Annotated in this window: 37 protein-coding genes; 6 read left to right on the plus strand and 31 right to left on the minus strand. The window is 38.8% G+C overall.

Annotation, left to right across the window (positions count from 1 at the left end; translation table 11 throughout):
* Positions 1-15 precede the first annotated feature (15 nt).
* The 6 genes from K5G00_RS06060 (at position 16) to K5G00_RS06085 (ending at position 6,149) form a co-directional block, all read left to right on the plus strand.
* Complete coding sequence (locus K5G00_RS06060) at positions 16-1,335, plus strand: citrate (Si)-synthase (protein WP_238765266.1); 1,320 nt, start codon at positions 16-18, stop codon at positions 1,333-1,335.
* Between the two features lie 313 nt (positions 1,336-1,648).
* Positions 1,649-2,206, plus strand: coding sequence for a nitroreductase family protein (locus tag K5G00_RS06065; protein WP_238765267.1), 558 nt, complete (start codon positions 1,649-1,651; stop codon positions 2,204-2,206).
* Between the two features lie 674 nt (positions 2,207-2,880).
* On the plus strand, positions 2,881-3,612 hold the full coding sequence (locus tag K5G00_RS06070; protein ID WP_238765268.1) for a WD40/YVTN/BNR-like repeat-containing protein: 732 nt from the start codon (positions 2,881-2,883) through the stop codon (positions 3,610-3,612).
* Positions 3,613-4,215, plus strand: a complete 603-nt coding sequence (locus tag K5G00_RS06075; protein WP_238765269.1) for a T9SS type A sorting domain-containing protein — start codon at positions 3,613-3,615, stop codon at positions 4,213-4,215.
* A 54-nt stretch (positions 4,216-4,269) separates the two neighbouring features.
* A complete protein-coding gene (locus K5G00_RS06080; RefSeq protein WP_238765270.1) occupies positions 4,270-4,839 on the plus strand; it encodes a pentapeptide repeat-containing protein in 570 nt (189 codons plus the stop codon).
* 38 nt (positions 4,840-4,877) lie between these two features.
* Positions 4,878-6,149: a replication-associated recombination protein A gene (locus K5G00_RS06085; RefSeq protein WP_238765271.1), complete on the plus strand. Its 1,272-nt coding sequence runs from the start codon at positions 4,878-4,880 to the stop codon at positions 6,147-6,149.
* Between the two features lie 64 nt (positions 6,150-6,213).
* On the opposite strand, the gene K5G00_RS06090 is transcribed toward K5G00_RS06085, so the two are convergent.
* The 31 genes from K5G00_RS06090 to rpsJ form a co-directional block, all read right to left on the minus strand.
* Positions 6,214-7,209 (minus strand): sugar phosphate isomerase/epimerase family protein, encoded by a 996-nt coding sequence (locus tag K5G00_RS06090; protein ID WP_238765272.1) that lies wholly within the window; start codon positions 7,207-7,209, stop codon positions 6,214-6,216.
* 162 nt (positions 7,210-7,371) lie between these two features.
* Positions 7,372-7,995 (minus strand): 50S ribosomal protein L17, encoded by a 624-nt coding sequence (gene rplQ / locus K5G00_RS30160; RefSeq protein ID WP_394800858.1) that lies wholly within the window; start codon positions 7,993-7,995, stop codon positions 7,372-7,374.
* A gap of 6 nt (positions 7,996-8,001) precedes the next feature.
* The gene (locus tag K5G00_RS06100) at positions 8,002-8,994 is read right to left on the minus strand and encodes a DNA-directed RNA polymerase subunit alpha (protein WP_238765273.1); all 993 of its coding nucleotides are present in this window, start codon (positions 8,992-8,994) and stop codon (positions 8,002-8,004) included.
* Between the two features lie 19 nt (positions 8,995-9,013).
* Positions 9,014-9,622, minus strand: a complete 609-nt coding sequence (rpsD, locus tag K5G00_RS06105) for a 30S ribosomal protein S4 (protein WP_238765274.1) — start codon at positions 9,620-9,622, stop codon at positions 9,014-9,016.
* A 19-nt stretch (positions 9,623-9,641) separates the two neighbouring features.
* On the minus strand, positions 9,642-10,031 hold the full coding sequence (gene rpsK / locus K5G00_RS06110) for a 30S ribosomal protein S11 (RefSeq protein WP_158863322.1): 390 nt from the start codon (positions 10,029-10,031) through the stop codon (positions 9,642-9,644).
* Positions 10,032-10,043: 12 nt separating this feature from the next.
* Positions 10,044-10,421, minus strand: coding sequence for a 30S ribosomal protein S13 (gene rpsM, locus K5G00_RS06115; RefSeq protein WP_158863324.1), 378 nt, complete (start codon positions 10,419-10,421; stop codon positions 10,044-10,046).
* A gap of 23 nt (positions 10,422-10,444) precedes the next feature.
* On the minus strand, positions 10,445-10,561 hold the full coding sequence (gene rpmJ, locus K5G00_RS06120) for a 50S ribosomal protein L36 (RefSeq protein ID WP_158863326.1): 117 nt from the start codon (positions 10,559-10,561) through the stop codon (positions 10,445-10,447).
* Positions 10,562-10,573: 12 nt separating this feature from the next.
* On the minus strand, positions 10,574-10,795 hold the full coding sequence (gene infA, locus K5G00_RS06125; protein ID WP_158863328.1) for a translation initiation factor IF-1: 222 nt from the start codon (positions 10,793-10,795) through the stop codon (positions 10,574-10,576).
* Positions 10,774-11,577, minus strand: a complete 804-nt coding sequence (gene map, locus K5G00_RS06130; protein WP_238765275.1) for a type I methionyl aminopeptidase — start codon at positions 11,575-11,577, stop codon at positions 10,774-10,776. Before map ends, infA begins: the two co-directional genes overlap by 22 nt.
* A gap of 9 nt (positions 11,578-11,586) precedes the next feature.
* Positions 11,587-12,918: a preprotein translocase subunit SecY gene (gene secY, locus K5G00_RS06135; protein WP_238765276.1), complete on the minus strand. Its 1,332-nt coding sequence runs from the start codon at positions 12,916-12,918 to the stop codon at positions 11,587-11,589.
* Positions 12,919-12,924: 6 nt separating this feature from the next.
* Positions 12,925-13,371, minus strand: a complete 447-nt coding sequence (gene rplO / locus K5G00_RS06140) for a 50S ribosomal protein L15 (protein ID WP_238765277.1) — start codon at positions 13,369-13,371, stop codon at positions 12,925-12,927.
* 20 nt (positions 13,372-13,391) lie between these two features.
* Positions 13,392-13,574: a 50S ribosomal protein L30 gene (gene rpmD, locus K5G00_RS06145; RefSeq protein ID WP_158863336.1), complete on the minus strand. Its 183-nt coding sequence runs from the start codon at positions 13,572-13,574 to the stop codon at positions 13,392-13,394.
* A gap of 7 nt (positions 13,575-13,581) precedes the next feature.
* Positions 13,582-14,097: a 30S ribosomal protein S5 gene (rpsE, locus tag K5G00_RS06150; RefSeq protein ID WP_158863338.1), complete on the minus strand. Its 516-nt coding sequence runs from the start codon at positions 14,095-14,097 to the stop codon at positions 13,582-13,584.
* Positions 14,098-14,103: 6 nt separating this feature from the next.
* A complete protein-coding gene (gene rplR, locus K5G00_RS06155; RefSeq protein WP_158863340.1) occupies positions 14,104-14,460 on the minus strand; it encodes a 50S ribosomal protein L18 in 357 nt (118 codons plus the stop codon).
* 18 nt (positions 14,461-14,478) lie between these two features.
* A complete protein-coding gene (gene rplF / locus K5G00_RS06160) occupies positions 14,479-15,036 on the minus strand; it encodes a 50S ribosomal protein L6 (protein ID WP_158863342.1) in 558 nt (185 codons plus the stop codon).
* Between the two features lie 13 nt (positions 15,037-15,049).
* A complete protein-coding gene (gene rpsH, locus K5G00_RS06165) occupies positions 15,050-15,457 on the minus strand; it encodes a 30S ribosomal protein S8 (RefSeq protein ID WP_238765278.1) in 408 nt (135 codons plus the stop codon).
* A gap of 21 nt (positions 15,458-15,478) precedes the next feature.
* Positions 15,479-15,748 carry a 30S ribosomal protein S14 gene (rpsN, locus tag K5G00_RS06170; RefSeq protein ID WP_158863346.1) on the minus strand — a complete coding sequence of 90 codons (270 nt, stop codon included), beginning with the start codon at positions 15,746-15,748 and terminating at the stop codon, positions 15,479-15,481.
* A 3-nt stretch (positions 15,749-15,751) separates the two neighbouring features.
* On the minus strand, positions 15,752-16,309 hold the full coding sequence (gene rplE, locus K5G00_RS06175) for a 50S ribosomal protein L5 (RefSeq protein WP_158863348.1): 558 nt from the start codon (positions 16,307-16,309) through the stop codon (positions 15,752-15,754).
* Positions 16,309-16,629, minus strand: coding sequence for a 50S ribosomal protein L24 (rplX, locus tag K5G00_RS06180; protein WP_158863350.1), 321 nt, complete (start codon positions 16,627-16,629; stop codon positions 16,309-16,311). The genes rplE and rplX overlap by 1 nt, the downstream gene beginning before the upstream one ends.
* A gap of 18 nt (positions 16,630-16,647) precedes the next feature.
* Positions 16,648-17,013, minus strand: a complete 366-nt coding sequence (rplN, locus tag K5G00_RS06185) for a 50S ribosomal protein L14 (RefSeq protein ID WP_158863352.1) — start codon at positions 17,011-17,013, stop codon at positions 16,648-16,650.
* A 2-nt stretch (positions 17,014-17,015) separates the two neighbouring features.
* Positions 17,016-17,279: a 30S ribosomal protein S17 gene (rpsQ, locus tag K5G00_RS06190; protein WP_158863353.1), complete on the minus strand. Its 264-nt coding sequence runs from the start codon at positions 17,277-17,279 to the stop codon at positions 17,016-17,018.
* Positions 17,280-17,286: 7 nt separating this feature from the next.
* Positions 17,287-17,490 carry a 50S ribosomal protein L29 gene (gene rpmC / locus K5G00_RS06195; protein ID WP_158863356.1) on the minus strand — a complete coding sequence of 68 codons (204 nt, stop codon included), beginning with the start codon at positions 17,488-17,490 and terminating at the stop codon, positions 17,287-17,289.
* A 14-nt stretch (positions 17,491-17,504) separates the two neighbouring features.
* Positions 17,505-17,927 (minus strand): 50S ribosomal protein L16, encoded by a 423-nt coding sequence (gene rplP, locus K5G00_RS06200; protein ID WP_158863358.1) that lies wholly within the window; start codon positions 17,925-17,927, stop codon positions 17,505-17,507.
* Between the two features lie 27 nt (positions 17,928-17,954).
* Positions 17,955-18,665, minus strand: coding sequence for a 30S ribosomal protein S3 (gene rpsC, locus K5G00_RS06205; RefSeq protein WP_158863360.1), 711 nt, complete (start codon positions 18,663-18,665; stop codon positions 17,955-17,957).
* Between the two features lie 6 nt (positions 18,666-18,671).
* Positions 18,672-19,091 carry a 50S ribosomal protein L22 gene (rplV, locus tag K5G00_RS06210; RefSeq protein WP_158863362.1) on the minus strand — a complete coding sequence of 140 codons (420 nt, stop codon included), beginning with the start codon at positions 19,089-19,091 and terminating at the stop codon, positions 18,672-18,674.
* A 28-nt stretch (positions 19,092-19,119) separates the two neighbouring features.
* A complete protein-coding gene (gene rpsS, locus K5G00_RS06215) occupies positions 19,120-19,386 on the minus strand; it encodes a 30S ribosomal protein S19 (protein WP_158863364.1) in 267 nt (88 codons plus the stop codon).
* Between the two features lie 17 nt (positions 19,387-19,403).
* Positions 19,404-20,228: a 50S ribosomal protein L2 gene (rplB, locus tag K5G00_RS06220; protein WP_158863366.1), complete on the minus strand. Its 825-nt coding sequence runs from the start codon at positions 20,226-20,228 to the stop codon at positions 19,404-19,406.
* Between the two features lie 6 nt (positions 20,229-20,234).
* Positions 20,235-20,525, minus strand: coding sequence for a 50S ribosomal protein L23 (rplW, locus tag K5G00_RS06225; protein ID WP_238765279.1), 291 nt, complete (start codon positions 20,523-20,525; stop codon positions 20,235-20,237).
* Positions 20,526-20,537: 12 nt separating this feature from the next.
* Positions 20,538-21,167 carry a 50S ribosomal protein L4 gene (rplD, locus tag K5G00_RS06230; protein ID WP_238765280.1) on the minus strand — a complete coding sequence of 210 codons (630 nt, stop codon included), beginning with the start codon at positions 21,165-21,167 and terminating at the stop codon, positions 20,538-20,540.
* Positions 21,158-21,787, minus strand: a complete 630-nt coding sequence (gene rplC / locus K5G00_RS06235; protein WP_158863372.1) for a 50S ribosomal protein L3 — start codon at positions 21,785-21,787, stop codon at positions 21,158-21,160. Before rplC ends, rplD begins: the two co-directional genes overlap by 10 nt.
* Before the next feature lie 21 nt (positions 21,788-21,808).
* Positions 21,809-22,114: a 30S ribosomal protein S10 gene (rpsJ, locus tag K5G00_RS06240; protein ID WP_038558987.1), complete on the minus strand. Its 306-nt coding sequence runs from the start codon at positions 22,112-22,114 to the stop codon at positions 21,809-21,811.
* Between the last annotated feature and the right edge of the window lie 5 nt (positions 22,115-22,119).

Below are 22,119 nucleotides of genomic sequence, written 5' to 3' on the forward strand. Positions count from 1 at the left end.
ACAAATACAAATACAATGGAATATATTAAGTACAGATTTTATCAAAAAGCCAGCAGATGCTCCAAGGAATTCCAGCGTCTAAAAAGCGAACACGCCGATGTTGTTTTGGGCCAGGTAACACTTGGACAAGTTCTAACAGGAATGAAAGGAATTCCTTTACTGGTTACCGACACTTCAAAATTAGACCCGGAAGAAGGTATTCGTTTTAAGGGATATTCAATTCCTGAATTACAGCAAAAATTACCCAAAATTAATCCGGAAGGGGAACCTATTCCGGAAGGATTGTTTTACCTGATGTTAATTGGCGAGATCCCGTCGCAGGAAGATGCCTTAAATCTTTCAAAAGACTGGGCTACACGTTCACACGTGCCACAGCATGTCTTTGATGTTATTGATGCCATGCCAAAAACTTCGAAACCAATGACTCAGTTTAGTGCTGCGATAGTTTCAATGGCTACGGAATCAATCTTCCAAAAAGCATATCGGGCAGGAGTTGGTAAAAAATTCTATTGGGATGCTACCTACGAAGATGTTATGAACCTTATTGCACGATTGCCTCGTATAGCAGCCTATATTTATCGTCGTCAATTTCACAACAGCGACCATATCGAACCAAATCCAAGGATGGACTGGGCAGGAAACCTGGCACATATGATGGGGTTTGATTCCGAGGATATTCGTCGTTTGTTCCGCCTGTATATGATAATTCACGCCGACCACGAAGGTGGAAACGTTTCGGCACACACAGCACATCTTGTGGGTTCTGCATTAAGTAATCCGTATTATGCCTACTCTGCAGCAATGAACGGGCTTGCAGGCCCTCTGCATGGTTTTGCCAACCAGGATGTCATTTTCTGGATGTTCGAAATGCTTGAAGATTTGGATACCGATACGCCAACCGACGAACAAGTTGAAGCATATTGCAAAAAAACATTGGAAGAAGGAAGAGTTATTCCAGGATACGGACATGCTGTTCTTCGTAAAACTGACCCAAGATTTACAGCCCAGCAGGAGTTTGCGAACAAGTACATCAAAGACGACAAAATGGTAAACCTTGCCAATCAATTGTACAAGGTTGTTCCTCCAATTCTGGGTTCTATTGGTAAAATAAAAAACCCATGGCCTAATGTTGATGCCTACAGTGGTTCACTACTTTACCATTACGGAATCAAAGAATATACCTTTTACACCGTATTATTTGGTGTATCAAGAGCCTTAGGTGTGCTTGCATCCTTGGTTAACGATCGCATTTACGGTATGCCTATTGAACGCCCAACATCTCATCCCTTAAGCTGGTTCATGGAACAAGCTCAGGGTGAAAAAGGAAGTTGCTAAAAAATAAAATAACTCAGAAAAGCCGGTAATGCCGGCTTTTTTTATGCGTGAATGGAAAGCCATACGAAATTCCAACATTTGTCTAAACTCTGCTGAAGTTGTCATTTTTAATTGGAATTTTTACTTATTAATAAAGGTGCTCGGCAAACCATTATCCACTTAAACTAATTTGAAAGTTAGACAACAGGCTGATAACTACAGAAGCAAAAACCACAAACTTCTATACCTACCAGATTGATTAAGTCAGAGTAATTTTGTAGCTAAACCAATCACGTCCTGATTTGTTAGAAAAAGTATTCAGAAAATATGTAATATGCAATTAAATAAAGCGATACAAAACAGATGGAGCCCGCGCGGATTTAGTAAAACTCCTGTTTCCGATGAAATGATAAAATTGCTATTTGAAGCTGCTCGTTGGGCCCCTTCTTCCAGAAATGAGCAACCCTGGACTTATTTTTTTGCTCAGCGGGAAAACTCAAAAATATTTGATGAATTTGTCGGGCTTTTAACCGGAAATAACCCGTTATGGGCAAAAGATGCACAGATTTTAATAATATCGGTAATGAGCAAAATATCAAGTTATAACAACCAGCCAAATGGAAAAGCGCTTCATGATATGGGTGCAGCAAGTGTTTCAATGGCTATACAGGCTGCTGAAATGGGAATACAAATCCACCAAATGGGAGGATTCGACAAACAAAAAGCATCGGAGTATTTACAACTCGACACGCAACGTTTTGAACCGGTAACAATGATTGCCGTTGGTTACCCTATAGAAGAAAAACCACACTCGGAAGATCAGAAAAACAGAAAAGCTCAGCACGAAACCAGGAAAGAACTCAGTGAATTTGTATTTCAAAAAACAAATTAATCGTACTCGAAAGACAAAAGTTATAAAGCAAACGGAACAAAGTAAAATAGCGACACAAAATTTCTATTCCAATACAAGTAACTTTGATTGGAATAGAAATTATCCAACCCAAAACCGATATCCAGAGCTGTAAATATTAAAATGAAAGAGTTCTCTCAAAAACATAAAAATGAAAAAGTATTTTCTTCACAGTAAACTGACAGCCAAAAACGGAAAGAGTGAGCAGCTATTTAAAGCATCGGAAAACATGAAAGCAACATAAGGTTGCCACCTATATGTGATCAGCATGTGCAATGATGAAAAAGATAACATTTGGATCACCGAATTTGGGACAGCAAATATGACCGCGACAATTCTAAAAAAAATAAGAAAAACAGAGAACGAATAATACAAGCTATCCCACTTCCGAAAAGTAGCCAGGCAAGGGGACAGGAGCTAAAATTCTTAGGTGGATTTAGAATTTAATATACTTTTAGTCATTTAAACATATCCTGCTTAACATTCCTAAAACGTTTAATACCACCCACAAAGAACAACCTTTCCTAAATGATAATTTTAAAGGCACACTTTCAAAAACCAACCAGATTCTTTGAGCACGAATTAATACGAAACACGCAACCTTTATATTAAAAAGTAATCTTATGCTATAACTTTTACAATTAAACAAACAGAAAATGAAAAATATGGTTCTTGTGTGTGCATTCATTTTAACAATGAATCTGCTCTTTCCTCTTTCAACAGAAGGGCAACAATTCTGGGACACGACAAATGAATTTTGGGGTGGTCCAAAAACCGGAATAACAATAACACATGATTCGGTTATTATAGTCAGCACCAACAGCGCAGTTATGAAAAGTACCAACGAATGTGAACAGCTCGAAAAGGTTTTGAGCGCATCAGAAATTTACTCTGTATTCTCCACAAAAGAAGGTAAAATTTTTGCCGGTGGTCTTGGAAAAATTTTCTTTTCGTCTGATTTTGGAATAAATTGGGACTCTGTTTCAATCCATTCAAACTATCCTGTAATAGAATTTGCTGAAAACTCAACAGCCGATATATTTGCAATAACCAGCGATTACGATGAAGGTGACGGAGTTTATTATTCTGGTGATCATGGAGTAAACTGGGAAAAGCGAAACAGCGGCCTGGGAACTCACTTAGGTTGCAGCAATATAGCAGTAGATAAAAATGACTTGCTCTATCTCACCATATCCGATGAACAAAATGTTGGTTTCGGAGGCCTTTTTGTTTCAGACGACGACGGCCTGACGTGGGAAAAAATCTCAGTTAGTGTAAATCTTTTAAGTAATCCGATAAGAATTGGAACGACCACCGGCTTGTCGGTTTTGCCAAACGATAGTATTTATCTTAGCTTTTATGGTTTGGCAAGTAATTACCTCATTTAATTGAATATTTATAAAAGCATTGATGATGTCAGAATAAACAATTCATGGGAAGTTCTTCAACTTATGGGTTTTCAAAACTGGTGGGAAGATTTTGTATTAAACGATATAAAAATTACACAGAGTGGTGATTGGTATTCATCAACCAGCGGCACTGTAAGCAATGGAGGGACTTGTTATTCAACTGACGGGGAAAACTGGGAAATACTGGACTTTGGACTTGGAACAGATATTCTGGGTACTCGCAGTGAACAGTTCTTTGCCGAAAAAGAAAACGGGAGAGTCTTCATGATTCAAATGCTCGACGAAAGAATATACAAAACAAATAAGAGTTTGTATACAGGAATCCGGGATCCGGTACAAATTTCAAAGCCTATAAGCGTTTATCCAAACCCCGTTACAAACGGACGGAAGATAACGGTTCAGCTACAAAGTAACTCTCATAATAATTTTGTTACCCTTTACGACATAACTGGAAAAACAATTTATTCCTCTCCTGTTACAAGTACCGAAAACAAAATAGATGCTCCGGGACAGAAAGGTCTTTATATTGTCGAAGTCGTTTCAGATAGCCAAAAATATTCTTCCAAACTTTTCGTTCAATAAAATAATTTTCATCTCCGCGAATTCAACTATCTTTATGGTTCAAAAAGCAGATTCATGGGAAAATACAATGCGGACGTAGTTTTTGAGAATGAAGATTTTACAACTTTTGATTTTGTAAAAGCCGAATTTGAGGAGTGCCGGTTTATAAATTGTAATTTTTCAAATACCAATCTTTCAGATGCTGCTTTTTCGGAATGTGAATTTGAAAACTGTGACCTGAGCATGGCTCAATTGCGAAATACAGCTTTTCAGAATGTAAATTTCAAAAATTGTAAGTTGATAGGACTTCCGTTTGATGAATGTAACTCTTTTTTACTTTCGTTTAACTTCGATTCCTGTATTCTTAGCTTTTCGTCGTTTCATAAATTAAAAATAAAAAATACGAGTTTTATAAAATGTAAAATGGAAGAAGTTGATTTTTCGGCGGCAAACCTGTCTAAAACAATTTTCAGCGAAAGTGATTTACCGGGTGCCATTTTTGATAATACCATTCTTGAGGAAGCCAATTTTAGTTCAGCATATCATTTTTCTATCGACCCTGATTTAAATAACATCAAAAAAGCAAAATTCTCTATTCAAAATGTTTCCGGGTTGCTTGATAAATTCAACATTATCATCGAATAAAATCTGTATTTTTAGGCTTCAAAATAATAAAATTTACCATGAGCAACCAACCACTGGCAGAACGATTACGGCCCAAAACACTGGACGATTACATTGGACAGGAACACCTGGTGGGAAAAAATTCTGTGTTGCGAAAAATGATTGAATCTGGAAATATTTCCTCTTTGATTTTATGGGGGCCTCCGGGCGTTGGCAAAACGACATTGGCAAAAATTATTGCCAATACACTGGAGAGACCTTTTTATACTTTGAGTGCCATAAATTCAGGAGTAAAAGATGTTCGTGAAGTAATTGAAAAAGCAAAAAAGCAACAGTTCTTTAACCGGCCAAATCCGATTCTTTTTATCGACGAAATTCACCGCTTTAGTAAATCGCAGCAGGATTCGCTTTTGGGAGCAGTTGAAGACGGAACAATCACATTGATTGGTGCAACTACTGAAAACCCTTCGTTTGAGGTTATCTCCCCTCTCCTTTCGCGTTGCCAGGTCTATATTCTGGAACATTTGGATAAAAAAGGACTTTTACAAATTGTTGATCTGGCCATAAAAAAGGATACTGTTTTAAAAAAGAAAAAAATTACCATTAAGGAAGAACAGGCCCTGTTAAGGTTCTCGGGCGGCGATGCAAGAAAGTTGCTAAATGTACTTGAGCTGGTTGTTCTGGCCGAAGAAGCTGACGAAGTTGAAATCACTGATAAAAAGGTGACCAGCCGCCTTCAGAAAAATCTTGCAACCTACGACAAAAAGGGTGAAATGCACTATGATATTATTTCTGCATTTATAAAAAGTATTCGTGGCAGCGATCCGGATGCGGCAGTTTATTGGCTGGCCCGCATGCTTGAAGGTGGAGAAGATATAAAATTTATTGCCCGGAGATTGTTAATTCTTGCTGCAGAAGATGTTGGACTGGCGAATCCGAACGCCTTGCTTTTGGCACAGAGCACGTTTGATGCTGTCCATAAAATTGGTCCACCAGAATCGCGGATAATCCTTTCGGAGTGTACCATTTATCTGGCGACTTCGCCCAAGAGTAATTCTGCATATTCTGCTATCGACTCAGCCATCTCATTGGTTAGAAAAACCGGAGACTTGCCTGTTCCGCTTCATATCAGAAATGCACCGACCAAACTGATGAAAGAAATTGGATACGGTAAGAATTATAAATATGCTCACTCGTACGAAGGAAATTTTGCTGAACAAGATTTTCTTCCCGGTGAGATAAAAAATGAAAGAATATACCACCCTCAAAATAATCCTACAGAGGCGAAAATACTTGAACGATTAAAAAAATGGTGGGGGAAAAGATTTTAGCCATTAGCCATTGGTTATCAGGAAAATTCTATAATAACAAATGGCTAATGACAATGGCTTTTTTCTATGCTAAAATATTTTTACAATATTGTACACATTTAGTTACTTCTTTCTGTGCATCCGAATCATCCGGAACCGGATATTCGAGTTCTATATCAAAATAAATCGGCCATTTATTTTTCTGAACCAGTTTTAACATATCGCCAATTGGTGTATCTCCTTGTCCCCATGGCATATTTGTATTTGCCGGATTGGCATTCTTACCCGTTTTATCTTTTAAATGAATACTAAAAATACGATCGTGCAAACGTTCAATAACTTCATTCGGATGATTTCCGGTTGCACCAAAATAATGCCCTGCGTCAAAATTTAACATGTTTTTAGGTGAATAGGCGAGAAATTTATCAAAACTAAACCCTGGTTCTCCCGGTTGTAAATGATTGTGATAAATCGCATACATATTATGTTTATCGGCAAACTTGCCCAAACGTTTACAAGCATCTTCACCTATTTCGTTGGTTATTCCTTTTGCTCCTAAAACTTTCGCAGCTTTAAAAGCATAATCAATCTCATCGTCGCTCCAATTGGCAGGCGCAAATTTTACGATATGAATGTCTATTCCTGCTTTGTTGAACATCTTGCGTAATGCTTTATATTTGTCCATCGAAACAGAAAGCCTCCACTGCTTTTGCTTTTCAATAGCCTCTTCTCTTGCCTTTTGAAGTTTCTTCTGTTCGTCGTCGTTTAGTTCCACTCCCCTCGGAGGACGGGCTGGTCCTTCCGGTATCCCTGCATAGGCTTCGGCAACATTTCCCATTAACTCAACCGAACTGATTCCGGCTTCAATACAATATTTAATAATATCTTCTGCTGTGCTTGGCATGCTTCTCCAACTGTAGGTTATAGCACCAATCTGAACTCCTCCGAATTTGGAATTTGGTTTCGCCGGGGCAAATCCAAAATTAAAAGGTGTTAGCGACACGGCGGCAACTGCTGCAGTTGTTGTGCCTAAAAATTTTCTACGGGAAAATGAGCCGGATGAATTGTTTTGATTTTCCATGTTTATTTAATTGGTTATAGATTTTAGCTTTTAAAAGTAAAGATTTTAAGGATTCAAATCAACTTCAAAAGGAAAATAATGTTCTTACTCTAAAAAAATTGATACATAAAAAAAGCCGGTCAAATAAAACCGGCTTTTCCTGTATTATCTCAAAAAAGATTGTTATTCTTCTTTCTTTTCTTCGTCTGAAGAATCTTCCTCATTTACTTTGGTTTCTTCTCCTGTTTCTTCAGCTTTTCCTTCGGTTTCTTCTGATGCAACCTCTGTTTCTTCAACAGGTTTAACATCTTCAACAACTTCAACCTTTTTTTCAGCTTTCTGCTTTTCGGCTACCGGGGTAGATGAATCAGATTTATTACTGCTTCCTCCACGACGTGAACGACGACGTTTTGGTTTTGCAGTTTCTTCTTTTGCTGCCAACATGGTTTCGTTGTAATCAACCAATTCAATAATACACATCTCTGCATTGTCTCCCAAACGGTTACCTGTTTTCAAAATACGGGTATATCCTCCCGGGCGATCGGCAATTTTCTCTGCTACTTCTCTAAAAAGAACTGAAACAGCATCTTTATTTTGCAAGTAGCTAAAAACTACTCTGCGTGAATGTGTTGTATCATTTTTTGCCTTCGTAATTAAAGGCTCAACATACATTCGTAATGCTTTCGCTTTAGCAACCGTGGTAGAAATTCTCTTATTCTCGATAAGTGAACTTGCCATGTTTGCCAACATCGCTTTCCGATGTGCACTTTTTCGGCCTAAATGATTAAATTTTTTATTATGTCTCATTGCCTTTTATTCCTTATCCAATTTATACTTCGTGATGTCCATTCCAAAATTCAGTCCCATATTGTCTAAAAGGTCATCTAATTCGGTAAGCGACTTTTTACCAAAATTTCTAAACTTGAGTAAATCGTTACGATTGTATGTTACCAAATCACCCAATGTATCAACATCGGCTGCTTTCAGACAGTTCAATGCACGAACCGACAAATCCATGTCAACCAATTTAGTTTTCAGGAGCTGACGCATATGAAGTACTTCTTCATCAAATTCTTCATTTGCAAATTTTTCATCCGAATCGAGCGTAATTTTCTCGTCAGAGAACAACATGAAATGATAAATAAGAATTTTAGCGGCTTCTTTTAGCGCATCTTTGGGATGAATAGAACCATCGGTAACAATATCCAGTACTAATTTTTCGTAGTCTGTTTTTTGTTCAACACGATAGTTTTCAACAGCATATTTTACTTTTTTGATTGGAGTAAAAATTGAATCAATTGGGATAACTCCAAACTCAGCCTCTACCGGTTTATTCTCAATAGCCGGAACATATCCACGTCCTTTGCTGATTGAGATTTCCATTTGAAGTTTTACATCCGGCTCCATTCTGCAAATAACTAATTCAGGATTCAATACCCTGAAACCAGTCATAAACTTATTAATATCGCCTGCTGTAAATTCTTCCTGTCCGGTAATGCTGATGGTAACTTTCTCACTGTCGAAATCTTCCACTTCGTTTTTTAACCGAATTTGCTTCAGATTAAGGATAATATCTGTTACATCTTCAATAACCCCTTTAATCGTAGAAAATTCATGGTCAACACCTTCAATTTTTACAGTTGTGATTGCATACCCTTCCAGCGATGATAAAAGAATTCGTCGTAACGCGTTACCAATTGTAATACCATATCCGGGTTCCAACGGACGAAATTCGAATTTTCCGACTTGATTATCGGATTCAATCATTATCACCTTGTCAGGCTTTTGGAATGCTAATATTGCCATAATAACCTTAAGTAATTTTTTATTTTGAATACAACTCTACGATAAGCTGCTCTTTGATGTTTTCAGGTATTTCTTCACGTTCCGGGCGGTTCAGGAATTTACCCACCATTTGGTCGGCATCCCATTCCAGCCACTCGTATCTTGAGCTTCGGCGTGAATGCAATGAGTCTGTAATTTCTTCCAACGATTTTGATTTTTCCCGAACGCCAACAATGTCGCCAGGTTTAACTGTATACGAAGGAATATTTACTACGTTTCCATTTACTGTAATATGTTTGTGCGAAACAAACTGACGAGCAGCTGCCCGTGTTTTAGCAATACCCATGCGGAAAACTACATTGTCAAGTCTTGATTCAAGTAACTGAAGCAAAACTTCACCGGTAATCCCTTTTGCTGCTGAAGCTTTTTCAAAAAGATTACGGAATTGTTTTTCCAATACCCCATAGGTATATTTAGCTTTTTGTTTTTCTTTTAACTGAAGCCCGTATTCAGATTTTTTTCTTCTTTTTGCGGACAAACCGTGCATTCCGGGAGGGTAATTCTTATGTTCAAATACTTTATCCGGGCCGAAAATTGGTTCACCAAATTTACGAGCTATTTTAGATTTTGGTCCTCTATATCTTGCCATGCCTTTATTCGTTTAAATATTATACACGTCTTCTTTTTGCCGGTCTGCAACCGTTATGCGGCAGTGGTGTAACATCAACAATTTCAGTAATCTGAATGCCAACGCTAGCCAAAGCTCTCATCGCTGATTCACGACCATTTCCCGGCCCTTTAACGAATACTTTTACTTTACGAAGTCCTAGATCATAAGCAGTTTTAGCACACTCTTCAGCAGCAACCTGTGCGGCATAAGGAGTATTCTTTTTAGAACCGCGAAATCCTTTTTTTCCAGCCGACGACCACGAAATAACTTCTCCGTTCATATTCGTCAGCGTAACGATAATATTGTTGAAAGAGGAGTGAACGTGAGCCATTCCATTGGCTTCAACAACCACAGTTCTCTTCCTACTTGTTCCCGTCTTTTTTGCCATAACTTAATTTCCTTATTTAGTGGCCATTTTTTTATTCGCAACAGTTTTACGTTTCCCTTTACGAGTACGGGCATTATTTTTTGTACTCTGCCCACGCACAGGTAAACCAATACGGTGACGGATACCACGGTAACTACCAATATCCATCAAACGCTTAATATTCATCTGAACTTCAGAACGAAGTTCGCCCTCAACTTTAAAACTTTCGTTGATAACTTTACGAATTGCTCCAAACTGGTCATCATCCCAGTCTTTCACTTTTAAATCTTTATCAACTCCGGCTTCTTCAAGGATACTTGTTGCCCTGCTACGGCCAATACCGTAAATATAAGTGAGTGCAACCTCACCTCTTTTATTATCTGGAATATCAACACCAACAATACGTGCCATAAATTTTAATTTACAAGATTAATTTATCCCTGACGTTGTTTAAACTTCGGGTTCTTTTTATTAATCACATACAAACGTCCCTTCCTGCGTATAATTTTGCAGTCGGAACTACGTTTTTTAACTGAAACACGAGTTTTCATTATACCAATTCTTTAATTTTTGTATCTAAACGTAATTCTACCTTTAGTTAAATCATAGGGAGACATTTCTACTTTCACCTTATCTCCGGGCAAAATCTTTATATAGTGCATTCTCATTTTTCCTGAAATATGAGCAGTAATAATGTGCCCATTTTCTAATTCAACACGAAACATTGCATTTGATAATGCCTCTATAATTTTTCCATCTTGTTCTATAGAAGGCTGTTTTGCCATAAAAAATTATTTTTTTCTATTTGTTCTTCAATAATTTCAAAAGTAGATAGAACCTCTGCCTTATCCTCCCTCACCAAAACAGTGTGTTCAAAATGAGCAGCGGGCTTCCCATCGATCGTTTTAACAGTCCATCCATCCTCCATTTGATAAATCTTCCTACTTCCTGCATTCACCATTGGCTCAATAGCAATTACCATCCCACTGTGTAATTTTTCTCCTCTCCACGGTTTGCCATAGTTCCTAACTTCAGGTTCTTCATGCAAGTCTCTGCCGATACCGTGCCCGTTTAATTCACGAACAACAGAAAAACCATATTCCTCAACATGATTTTGGATTACGTTCCCAAGAGTTCCAAGCCTGTTTCCTTCAACTGCTTTTTCAATGCCCAAAGTTAACGCTTCTTTTGCAATTTTGCATAATAACTTTTTTTGTTCAGAAACATCTCCAATTTCAAAAGTATAGCAGGAATCGCCATAAAAACCGTTTTTAAGCACTCCGCAGTCTACAGAAACGATATCACCGTCTTTAATTTTATAATCGGACGGGATACCGTGTACAACCACATCGTTTACCGATACACACAAGGTATTCGGAAACCCTTCAAAACCTTTAAACGCAGGTACTCCATCATTATTTCGAATGAACGTTTCGGCTACCCGGTCCAACTCAAGCGTTGAAACTCCCGGCCGAATTTTACTGGCAACTAAAGCCAGAGTTTTGCTTACCAATAAGCTACTTTCTCGTATCAGTTTAATCTCTTCCTTTGTTTTAAGGTAGATCATAAACCGATTTTACATCACCCCTGGTCTGCCTTTTATACGGCCCGATTTCATCAAACCGTCGTAGTGGCGCATTAAAAGGTGACTTTCTATTTGCTGCAGGGTATCCAACACAACTCCAACAAGAATCAACAAAGATGTTCCCCCGTAAAAATAAGCGAACGATTGTTGAATTCCCATCATCATAGCAAATGCAGGAAGGATAGTTACCAATCCGAGAAAAATTGACCCCGGAAGCGTAATTCTCGACATCACAGTATCGAGAAACTCAACGGTCTTCTTCCCTGGTTTAACACCAGGTATAAAACCGCCGTTTTTCTTCATATCCTCTGCCATTTGAGTAGGATTAATGGTAATTGCTGTATAAAAATATGTAAAAGCAACTACCAGTATAAACTGTGTAAAGTTATACCAAAATCCAGTGATGTTTGATAATGCAGCCGCAACACCACTTAAACTTTCAGAGTTGGCAACACCAACAATTGTAATGGGTACCATCATTATTGCCTGAGCAAAAATGATAGGCATTACACCTGCAGCATTCACTTTTAACGGAATGTACTGACGCACACCTCCATATTGTTTGTTACCCACAATGCGCTTTGCATACTGCACGGGTATTCTGCGCGTTCCCTGAACCAACAGAATAGATGCCACAAAAACAAAGAAAAGGATAACAAACTCAACAAGGAACATTACCAGTCCACCCCCCTGCTGTGTAATACGTGCACCAAATTCCTGCACTACAGACATAGGTAAACGGGCAATAATACCAATCATAATGATTAAAGAGATACCATTACCAATTCCTTTATCGGTAATTCTTTCCCCTAACCAAAGTACGAACATCGATCCAGCAGTTAAAATGATTATCGAAGGTATATTAAACATTACACCTGAAACCGCAAATGCTGAATCGGGTAACTGATAATGAAGATTTGTCAGATACGCCGATGCCTGAGGAATCAGAATTAACACAGTTAGATAACGTGTTATCTGATTTATTTTCCTTCTTCCTGACTCTCCCTCTTTCTGCAACCTCTGGAAATAGGGTACTGCAATTCCAAGTAACTGGATTACAATTGAGGCGGAAATATACGGCATGATACCTAAAGCAAAAATTGAAGCCTGTGCGAAAGCACCTCCTGAAAACATGTTAATTAACCCAAGCAAGCCGTCGGATGTTTGGTTCTGCAAATTTCCCAACTGAGCCGGGTCAATACCAGGCAGAGAAACAAAAGATCCCAACCGGTAAATTAACAAAAAGAATAAGGTGGTTCCGATTCGCAACCTTAAATCTTCAATCTTATAAATATTCTTTAGGGTTTCAATAAATCGTTTCATTACAGTTTAAAGTATTTCAGTGGTTCCTTCTAGTTTTTCAATTGCTTCTTTTGCGCTTTTCGAAAAAGCGTGTGCCTTTACATCGAGTTTAGCGCTTAAGGTACCTCCCCCAAGAATTTTAACTTTTTCGTTTTTTGACATAAAACCTGCATTAATTAATGCAGCAACATCAATGGTAGTTACCTTCTTCTTGTCAGCCAATTGCTGTAATACATCCAGGTTTATCGCTTTATATTCAACCCGGTTTATATTTTTAAATCCTGATTTCGGAACTACACGTTGCAAAGGCATCTGTCCACCTTCGAAACCAATTTTTCTTGAGTATCCTGATCTGGATTTCTGTCCTTTATGACCACGAGTAGATGTACCTCCACGTCCTGAACCCTGTCCGCGGCCAATACGTCTGTCGCTTTTTGTTGAACCTGGTGCAGGTTGTAAGTTACTTAAATTCATAATTTCAGATATTTGAAATATTATTTAACTTCTTCAACACTAATCAAATGCCTCATTTTATTGACCATGCCCATAACCTGAGGAGTATCATCGTGTTCAACTGTCTGATTCATTTTTTTTAGCCCAAGAGCTTTCATGATCGCTTTCTGACGTTTAGTTGAACCGATAACGCTTTTTACTTGTGTAATTCTTATTTTAGCCATAATTGTGTTATCCTTTAAAAACTTTTTCAATTGAAACACCTCTATGCTGGGCTACTGTATAAGCATCTCTCAATTCGAGTAAAGCTTCCATTGTTGCTTTAACCAAATTGTGCGGGTTTGATGAACCTTTTGATTTTGCAAGTATGTCGTGAATACCTACACTCTCAAGTACGGCACGCATTGCACCCCCTGCTTTCACTCCGGTACCCGAAGAAGCCGGTTTAAGCAACACATTTGCTCCACCAAATTTAGCAGCTTGTTCGTGAGGAATAGTTCCATTAATAACCGGAATTTTCACGAGATTCTTTTTAGCTGCTTCAACACCTTTTCCAATAGCCGTAGTTACCTCGCTTGCTTTTCCCAGGCCCCAACCTACAATACCGTCTTCGTTACCTACTACTACGATGGCGGAAAAGCTGAAAGTTCTCCCTCCTTTTGTAACTTTAGTAACACGGTTAATGGCTACCAACCTGTCTTTTAATTCAAGGTCGCTTGTTTTAACTTTTTTAATATTTTGCGCCATAATGTATTAGAATTTAAGGCCACCTTCGCGGGCAGCATCAGCTAATTGTTTTACTCTTCCATGATATAAATATCCGCCTCTGTCGAAAACAATTTCTGTAATTCCGGCAGCCAATGCTTTTTCGGCAACTTTTTTACCTACCATTGCTGCTTTATCAGATTTTGTTCCTTCGCTAGACTCTATATCTTTCAATTTTGATGAAACAGCTAACAATGTTGTTCCCTGAATATCATCAACCAATTGAGCATATATCTGTTTGTTACTTCTAAAAATACTCAAACGCGGGCGGTCAGCTGTTCCTGATACTATCTTGCGCACCCGATTCTTAATCCTTGTACGCCTTTCTACTTTTGTTAATGCCATAATAATTACTGTTATAAATTATTTAGCAGCTGCTTTACCAGCTTTACGCCTTAATTGTTCGCCAACAAACTTAATACCTTTTCCTTTGTATGGTTCTGGCTTACGGAACGACCTGATTTTAGCAGCAACCTGACCAATCAATTGCTTATCAATACTTTTCAAAGTAATAATTGGATTACTTCTTTTGTCAGACACGGCCTCAACCTTCACTTCCGAGGGTAGTTGTAAATAAGTATGGTGAGCAAAACCCAGTACAAGGTCGAGTACGTTGTCTGGCAATACTTCAGCCCTGTAACCTACACCTACCAATTCAAGTTTTATTTCGTACCCTTTCGATACACCTTCAACCATATTATTTACCAAAGCCCGGTACAGTCCATGCATTGATTTATGGCGTTTTGTTTCGCCTGTTCTGTTAAAGCTGACATTATTATCTTCGACAGATACTTCAATTTCAGCGTTTACTAGTTGTGATAATTCACCAAGAGGTCCTTTTACTGAAACGATATTTTCATCGTTTACACTAACTTGTACTCCTGATGGAATTTCAATGGGTAATTTACCTATTCTTGACATGACTGTTCCTCCTTTAATACACGTAACATAAAACTTCTCCACCAATATTCATTTCGCGTGCTTCCTTGTCGGTAATTACGCCTTTTGAAGTGGAGATAATTGCTATGCCCAAACCATTTAGTACACGTGGAATATCGCTTGAATTACAATACTGACGTAAACCTGGTTTACTTATGCGTTCTAACGCTTTTATTGCAGATACCTTTGTTTCAGGATTATATTTCAATGCTATTTTAATATTTCCCTGGTATCCAGCTTCGTCTTCAAATTTATAGTTAAGGATATAACCTTTTTCTTTTAACAATTTGGTCATTTCCTTTTTTATGTTTGAAGCCGGGATATCAACCACACGGTGTTTTGCCATAATTGCATTACGCACCCTGGTTAAATAATCTGCTATCGGATCTGTTACTTTACTCATTTTTCAAGTTTCTTTAAACGATTACCAACTTGCCTTTTTTACACCTGGAATTAAACCTGCAGAAGCCATTTCTCTGAAATTAATCCTGCTGATTCCAAACTGGCGCATGTACCCTTTTGGTCTCCCAGTTAGTTTGCAACGGTTGTGCAAACGTATCTTGGAAGAGTTTTTAGGTAATTTCTGCAACCCAACCCAGTCGCCTTCGGCTTTTAGCCTGGCTCTTTTTTCGGCATACTTGTCAACTAATTTTGCGCGCTTAACTTCGCGGGCTTTCATTGATTCCTTAGCCATTTCTTAGTTCTTTTTAACGTTTTTAAATGGTAAACCTAATTCTTTCAACAAAGCAAAACCTTCTTCGTCGGTACTTGCAGAAGTAACAAAGGTAATGTTCATCCCATTGATTTTGCTCACTTTGTCAAGCACAATCTCCGGGAAAATTATCTGTTCCGGAACACCTAAGGTATAATTTCCTCTCCCGTCCATTTTGCTTTCAATTCCGCGGAAATCGCGAATACGTGGCAAGGCCACTGCAATTAAACGATCAAGAAATTCATACATTTGGTCGCGACGCAGTGTAACGCGCACGCCAATAGGCATTTTTTTCCTTAACTTAAAATTAGAAATGTCCTTTTTTGACATCGTTTGTACGGCTTTTTGGCCGGCGATTGCTGTCATTTCGTTTGTAGCAACTTCGATAATCTTTTTATCGGCGATAGCTGCTCCAACACCTTGGTTAAGAACAATTTTTTCTAATTTCGGAACCTGCATGACAGAAGAATAATCGAATTCTTTCTTCAATGCAGGAATAATTTCTTCCTGATATTTCTTTTTAAGAGTTGGTACGTAAGCCATTACTTAATCTCCTCTCCAGATTTTTTGGAAAAACGAACTAATTTACCTTTGTCGTTCAATTTTCTCCCAATACGTGTAGCTCCCATTTTAGGATCTTCAAGCATTAAATTCGAGATATGAACAGGTGCTTCTCTTTCAACAATACCACCCTGCGGATTTTCAGCATTGGGTTTAGTATGTTTTTTAATCATATTAACACCTTCTACAATTGCTCTGTCGGTTTTTCTGATTACTTCTAAAACACGGCCTTTCTGACCTTTATTATTACCAGTAATCACAACCACAGTGTCACCTTTCTTTATGTGTAATTTTTTCTGCATTTTGAGCTTTTTTCTAAATTACAGTACTTCGGGTGCGAGTGAAATAATTTTCATATTCTTCTCACGTAATTCACGTGCAACCGGACCAAAAATACGGGTTCCCCGCATTTCACCAGCGTTGTTTAACAAAACAACTGCATTATCGTCGAAACGAATATAAGAACCGTCGCCACGGCGAACTTCTTTTTTCGTACGAACAACTATTGCACGCGATACCGCACCTTTTTTAACATCGCTACCAGGTATGGCACTTTTTACAGTAACCACAACAGTATCTCCCAATGAAGCATAACGTTTTCTGGTTCCGCCTAATACACGGATACACAGTACTTCTTTTGCTCCACTGTTATCGGCTACTGAACATCTTGATTCTTGTTGTATCATGATTACTTAGCTCTTTCAATTACTTCAACTAATCTCCAACATTTGCTTTTACTGAGCGGACGTGTTTCCATAATCCTTACAGTGTCGCCAATGTTGCAGGTATTACTCTCATCGTGAACATGGAATTTGGTTGTTTTATTAACGAACTTACCATAAATTGGATGCTTTACTTTACGTTTTTCAGCAACCACAATGGTTTTTTCCATTTTATTGCTAACAACCACCCCGATTCTTTCTTTCCTGAGATTTCTCACTTTATTTTCCATCGCTGAATTAATTCAATTTTTCGTTTAATTCCCTATCGCGAAGAACCGTTTTTAACCGGGCAATATTTCTCTTGCTTTCTGTTAACTTGTTAGGGTTATCAAGCGGAGAAACTGCGTGATTTAAACGAAGGCGAACCAGGTTTTCCTGTTCAGTCTGTATTCTTTCGACGATCTCTTTGGTCGTCAGTTCTTTAATTTCAGATGTTTTCATTATTCACCTCTCTTTTATTCTTCGACAAAATCGCGTCTTACTACAAATTTTGTTGTAACCGGCAATTTCTGGGCTGCTAATCTTAAAGCTTCTTTGGCAAGTGCGAATGGCACGCCATCGGCCTCAATAATTATGCGTCCCGGAGAAACCGGAGCAACAAATGCTTCAGGAGCACCTTTACCTTTACCCATCCTTACTTCGGCTGGTTTTTTGGTAATAGGTTTATCGGGAAATATCCGTATCCATATTTGACCTTGACGTTGCATGTGGCGGGTTACCGCAACCCTTGCTGCCTCAATTTGGCGACCGGTAATCCAGGCCTCTTCCAACGACTTTATTCCAAATGAACCGAATGCTAACTGGTTGCCTCTTTGGGCATTTCCTTTCATTCGGCCTTTCTGTACTCTTCTAAATTTTACCTTTTTTGGCTGTAACATCCTTGTAAATTTCTGAGTGTTAAACCACTATTTTCTTCTTCTTCCACGGTTTCCACCGCCACCTTTACCGCCTCTGCCCGGTTTTTGACCGATGTTGGGCGAAAGATCACGATTTCCGTAAACCATACCTTTACAAATCCAGACTTTTACACCGATAAGTCCGGTTTTGGTCAACGCTTCAGCCAATGCGTAGTCGATATCGGCACGCAAAGTATGCAGCGGAGTACGGCCATCTTTATACATTTCAGAACGAGCCATTTCTGCTCCGTTTAACCTTCCTGAAACCAATACTTTGATTCCTTCAGATCCCATTCTCATGGTTGAAGCAATGGCCATCTTAACTGCCCTGCGGTAAGCAATTTTACCTTCGATCTGACGCGCAATGTTTGTTGCAACGATTTTAGCATCGAGTTCCGGGCGTTTGATCTCAAAAATGTTGATCTGAACTTCTTTATTGGTAATTTTCTTCAACTCTTCTTTCAGTTTATCAACTTCCTGACCTCCCTTACCAATAATAATACCTGGGCGTGACGAGTGCACGGTAATGGTGATAAGTTTCAAGGTACGTTCAATTACGATTCTTGAAATACTGGCTTTAGCCAAACGTGCGTTCAGGTATTCCCTGATCTTTTGGTCTTCTACCAGTTTATCACCATAATCATCGCCGCCGAACCAGTTTGAGTCCCATCCTTTGATGAACCCCAAACGATTTGCAATCGGATTTACTTTTTGTCCCATGTACTATTAATTAAGATTTTCTTCAACAACACTTTCTTTACTATCTACGTAAATAGTAACGTGGTTGGAACGTTTTCTGATTCGGTGTGCACGACCCTGGGGAGCCGGACGTAACCTTTTCAGAATACGGCCTGAATCAACCATAATTTGTTTTACGTAAAGTTCACTTTCTTCTAAACGAACTCCTTCGTTTTTCGCCTGCCAATTGGCAATAGCTGAAAGAAGAAGTTTTTCTACCCTGCGGGAAGCTTCTTTTGATGAATATTTCAAAACATCCAGCGCTTTATTTACCTCCATGCCGCGGATCATATCAGCTACAAGCCTCATTTTCCTTGGAGATGTTGGGCAGTTTCTCAAAACAGCAAAATATTGTTGTTTTTTTTCTTCTTTTCTTTTTTCAGCTGCTAGTCTTTTTCTGGCACCCATTTCTTTTTCTTTTAAAATTAATTATGCCTTATCTTTTATTACCAGCATGCCCCCTGAATGTACGCGTAGGTGCGAATTCACCCAAACGGTGGCCAACCATATTCTCGGTAATGTAAACCGGAATGAACTTGTTTCCGTTATGTACTGCAACAGTATGGCCTACAAAATCAGGAGAAATTACTGATGCCCTGGCCCATGTTTTAACAACCGATTTTTTCCCCGACTCATTCATAGCCAGAACTTTTCTTTCAAGTTTAAAATCGATAAAAGGACCTTTTTTTAATGAACGACTCATAATTTATTCCTCTTTAACTATTTTTTCCTACGTTCTACAATATACTTGTTGGATGCTTTCTTTTTAGAACGGGTTTTATACCCTTTAGCAAGAACGCCTTTACGTGATCTTGGGTGTCCTCCTGATGAACGGCCTTCTCCACCACCCATTGGGTGATCAACCGGGTTCATAACAACACCACGTACACGAGGCCTTCTGCCCAACCATCTTGAACGACCGGCTTTACCCGATTTTTCAATGTTGTGTTCTGTATTTCCAACTGTACCTACTGTAGCCCTGCAAGATGTAAGTACCATACGAGATTCGCCTGAAGGCAATTTCAAAATTGCATATTTGCCTTCACGTGAGGTCAATTGCGCATATGCGCCTGCACTACGAGCCATAACGCCACCCTGCCCAGGATGGAGTTCAATGTTGTGAACCAAAGTACCCAGAGGTATTTCACTAAGTGGTAATGTATTTCCAATTTCAGGTTCCACACCGCTACCGCTCTTTACCGTTTGGCCAACTTGCAACCCGTTAGGCGCTACGATATATCTTTTTTCGCCGTCTTCGTATTGAAGAAGGGCGATGCGAGCAGTACGGTTTGGATCGTACTGAATGGAATCGACAACAGCTGCAACACCGTCTTTATCGCGTTTAAAATCGATAATACGGTATTTGCGTTTGTGTCCCCCACCTATATACCTCATCGTCATGCGGCCCTGGTTGTTTCTACCTCCAGATTTCCGCAGGGGCTCCAACAATGATTTCTCAGGTGTAGATGCAGTAATGGTATCAAAAGCACCTATAATCTTGTGCCTTTGACCCGGAGTTACTGGTTTTAGTTTTCTTACTGCCATTTTATATTAAATATTACTATAAAAGTCAATACTATCACCTTCTACCAAAGTAACAATTGCTTTTTTGTAAGAAGCAGTTTTACCGGTAATGATACCGCCTTTGGTATATCTTGATTTCATTTTTCCACCATAAACTATGGTATTTACGCTGTCAACCGAAACATTATAAAGGTTTTCAACAGCCTTTTTAATTTGAGGTTTGGTTGCTCTGCGATCAACGACAAAACCGTAACGGTTAAACCGCTCAGCCTGGTCTGTCATTTTTTCTGTTACTAATGGTTTTATTAATATTTCCATTTTTTACAAGCCTTATAGGTTAAACGCCTCTTCTATTTTTTTCACAGACCCCTCAACAAGAACAACAGTTTTTGCGTTTAAAATCTGATAAGTATTTAACTCAGAAGCAGTTACAACCGAAACATCCTTCAAATTTCTGGAGGACAAATATATATTATTATTTTCGACTGGTAAAACGAAAAGTGACTTTTTATCAGCGATTTGCAAATTTGCTTTAATCGTCACCAATTCCTTTGTTTTAGGCGCTTCCAAATTAAAATCTTCGAGAACTACAATACTTTTTTCGTTTGCCTTATAAGTCAACGCTGATTTTCTGGCCAACTGTTTTACTTTCTTGTTCAGTTTAAAGCCATAATTGCGCGGACGTGGTCCAAAAACAGTACCACCACCACGGAAAACAGGAGACTTGATACTACCGGCACGAGCTGTACCTGTACCTTTTTGTCTTTTAATTTTCTTGGTACTTCCTGCAATCTCAGCACGTTCTTTTGCTTTATGCGTTCCCTGACGCTGATTTGCCAAATATTGTTTTACATCGAGATAAATGGCATGGTCGCTGGGTTCAATACCGAAAATCTGGTCGTTTAAAGCGACCTTTCTTCCGGTTTCTTTTCCTTCTATATTCAGTACACTTAGTTCCATTGTTTCCTAATAATTATGTATGAACCTTTGGCGCCAGGCACTGAACCTTTCACCACAATTAAATTCTTTTCAGGAATAATTTTCACTACTTCCAGGTTTTCAATAGTGATGGTTTTACCACCATCTCTACCTGCCATTCGCATTCCTTTAAAAACACGTGAAGGCCACGAGGAGGCTCCGATAGAACCCGGTGCTCTCAGCCTGTTGTGCTGTCCGTGTGTTGCATCATTCACACCACGGAAATTGTGTCTTTTTACTACACCCTGGAATCCTTTTCCTTTTGAAACTCCGATTACGTCAACGTAATCTCTTTCATGGAAAATTGAAACATCGATTTCCTGTCCCAACTCAAATTCTTCCTGGTAAGTGTTATGAAACTCAACTACTTTACGCTTTGGTGAAACACCAGCCTTTTTAAAGTGGCCATACTCGGCTTTTGTGGCGTGTTTTTCTTTCTTATCGCCATAAGCCAGCTGAAGCGCTTCGTAGCCGTCGGTTTTGGTGGTTTTCACTTGTGTAACTACACAAGGACCAGCCTCAATCACAGTGCATGGGATATTTTTCCCCTCAACACTGAATACGGATGTCATTCCGATTTTTTTTCCAATAATACCAGCCATTTTTCGACTACTTTTTAATTATCAAACTTTAATTTCAACTTCAACGCCACTGGGTAATTCCAGCTTCATTAAGGCGTCAATTGTTTTTGCGGTAGAGCTGTAAATATCAATCAAACGTTTGTATGACGACAACTGAAACTGCTCTCTCGATTTTTTATTCACGAAAGTGGAACGCAAAACTGTAAAAACTCTTCTGTGCGTTGGTAGCGGAATAGGACCACTTACAACAGCTCCGGTAGTTTTTACCGTTTTAACGATCTTCTCAGCCGATTTGTCAACAAGGTTGTGATCGTAAGATTTCAGCTTAATCCTGATCTTTTGACTCATAATGA

Source organism: Maribellus maritimus, assembly GCF_022267315.1.
GTDB lineage: Bacteria > Bacteroidota > Bacteroidia > Bacteroidales > Prolixibacteraceae > Draconibacterium > Draconibacterium maritimum.

Coding starts and splice junctions, on each gene's coding strand:
- rpmC (WP_158863356.1), bottom strand. CDS start 17,490: ATGAAAACATCTGAAATTAAAGAACTGACGACCAAAGAGATCGTCGAA.
- K5G00_RS06090 (WP_238765272.1), bottom strand. CDS start 7,209: ATGGAAAATCAAAACAATTCATCCGGCTCATTTTCCCGTAGAAAATTT.
- K5G00_RS06085 (WP_238765271.1), top strand. CDS start 4,878: ATGAGCAACCAACCACTGGCAGAACGATTACGGCCCAAAACACTGGAC.
- rpsK (WP_158863322.1), bottom strand. CDS start 10,031: ATGGCAAAAAAGACGGGAACAAGTAGGAAGAGAACTGTGGTTGTTGAA.
- rplX (WP_158863350.1), bottom strand. CDS start 16,629: ATGCAGAAAAAATTACACATAAAGAAAGGTGACACTGTGGTTGTGATT.
- rpsC (WP_158863360.1), bottom strand. CDS start 18,665: ATGGGACAAAAAGTAAATCCGATTGCAAATCGTTTGGGGTTCATCAAA.
- rpsH (WP_238765278.1), bottom strand. CDS start 15,457: ATGAGTAAAGTAACAGATCCGATAGCAGATTATTTAACCAGGGTGCGT.
- rpsQ (WP_158863353.1), bottom strand. CDS start 17,279: ATGGAAAATAAAGTGAGAAATCTCAGGAAAGAAAGAATCGGGGTGGTT.
- map (WP_238765275.1), bottom strand. CDS start 11,577: ATGATCTACCTTAAAACAAAGGAAGAGATTAAACTGATACGAGAAAGT.
- rplQ (WP_394800858.1), bottom strand. CDS start 7,995: ATGAGACATAATAAAAAATTTAATCATTTAGGCCGAAAAAGTGCACAT.
- rplP (WP_158863358.1), bottom strand. CDS start 17,927: ATGTTACAGCCAAAAAAGGTAAAATTTAGAAGAGTACAGAAAGGCCGA.
- rpsJ (WP_038558987.1), bottom strand. CDS start 22,114: ATGAGTCAAAAGATCAGGATTAAGCTGAAATCTTACGATCACAACCTT.
- rpsS (WP_158863364.1), bottom strand. CDS start 19,386: ATGAGTCGTTCATTAAAAAAAGGTCCTTTTATCGATTTTAAACTTGAA.
- rplC (WP_158863372.1), bottom strand. CDS start 21,787: ATGGCTGGTATTATTGGAAAAAAAATCGGAATGACATCCGTATTCAGT.
- rpmJ (WP_158863326.1), bottom strand. CDS start 10,561: ATGAAAACTCGTGTTTCAGTTAAAAAACGTAGTTCCGACTGCAAAATT.
- rplB (WP_158863366.1), bottom strand. CDS start 20,228: ATGGCAGTAAGAAAACTAAAACCAGTAACTCCGGGTCAAAGGCACAAG.
- rplD (WP_238765280.1), bottom strand. CDS start 21,167: ATGGAACTAAGTGTACTGAATATAGAAGGAAAAGAAACCGGAAGAAAG.
- rplV (WP_158863362.1), bottom strand. CDS start 19,091: ATGGGTGCCAGAAAAAGACTAGCAGCTGAAAAAAGAAAAGAAGAAAAA.
- rpsM (WP_158863324.1), bottom strand. CDS start 10,421: ATGGCACGTATTGTTGGTGTTGATATTCCAGATAATAAAAGAGGTGAG.
- rplO (WP_238765277.1), bottom strand. CDS start 13,371: ATGAATTTAAGTAACTTACAACCTGCACCAGGTTCAACAAAAAGCGAC.
- infA (WP_158863328.1), bottom strand. CDS start 10,795: ATGGCAAAACAGCCTTCTATAGAACAAGATGGAAAAATTATAGAGGCA.
- K5G00_RS06100 (WP_238765273.1), bottom strand. CDS start 8,994: ATGGCAATATTAGCATTCCAAAAGCCTGACAAGGTGATAATGATTGAA.
- rpsE (WP_158863338.1), bottom strand. CDS start 14,097: ATGGCGCAAAATATTAAAAAAGTTAAAACAAGCGACCTTGAATTAAAA.
- rplF (WP_158863342.1), bottom strand. CDS start 15,036: ATGTCAAGAATAGGTAAATTACCCATTGAAATTCCATCAGGAGTACAA.
- K5G00_RS06060 (WP_238765266.1), top strand. CDS start 16: ATGGAATATATTAAGTACAGATTTTATCAAAAAGCCAGCAGATGCTCC.
- rpsN (WP_158863346.1), bottom strand. CDS start 15,748: ATGGCTAAGGAATCAATGAAAGCCCGCGAAGTTAAGCGCGCAAAATTA.
- secY (WP_238765276.1), bottom strand. CDS start 12,918: ATGAAACGATTTATTGAAACCCTAAAGAATATTTATAAGATTGAAGAT.
- rpmD (WP_158863336.1), bottom strand. CDS start 13,574: ATGGCTAAAATAAGAATTACACAAGTAAAAAGCGTTATCGGTTCAACT.
- K5G00_RS06065 (WP_238765267.1), top strand. CDS start 1,649: ATGCAATTAAATAAAGCGATACAAAACAGATGGAGCCCGCGCGGATTT.
- rpsD (WP_238765274.1), bottom strand. CDS start 9,622: ATGGCAAGATATAGAGGACCAAAATCTAAAATAGCTCGTAAATTTGGT.
- rplR (WP_158863340.1), bottom strand. CDS start 14,460: ATGGCATTAACAAAAGTAGAAAGGCGTACAAGGATTAAGAATCGGGTG.
- K5G00_RS06080 (WP_238765270.1), top strand. CDS start 4,270: ATGGGAAAATACAATGCGGACGTAGTTTTTGAGAATGAAGATTTTACA.
- rplW (WP_238765279.1), bottom strand. CDS start 20,525: ATGGAAATATTAATAAAACCATTAGTAACAGAAAAAATGACAGACCAG.
- K5G00_RS06070 (WP_238765268.1), top strand. CDS start 2,881: ATGAAAAATATGGTTCTTGTGTGTGCATTCATTTTAACAATGAATCTG.
- rplE (WP_158863348.1), bottom strand. CDS start 16,309: ATGGCTTACGTACCAACTCTTAAAAAGAAATATCAGGAAGAAATTATT.
- rplN (WP_158863352.1), bottom strand. CDS start 17,013: ATGATACAACAAGAATCAAGATGTTCAGTAGCCGATAACAGTGGAGCA.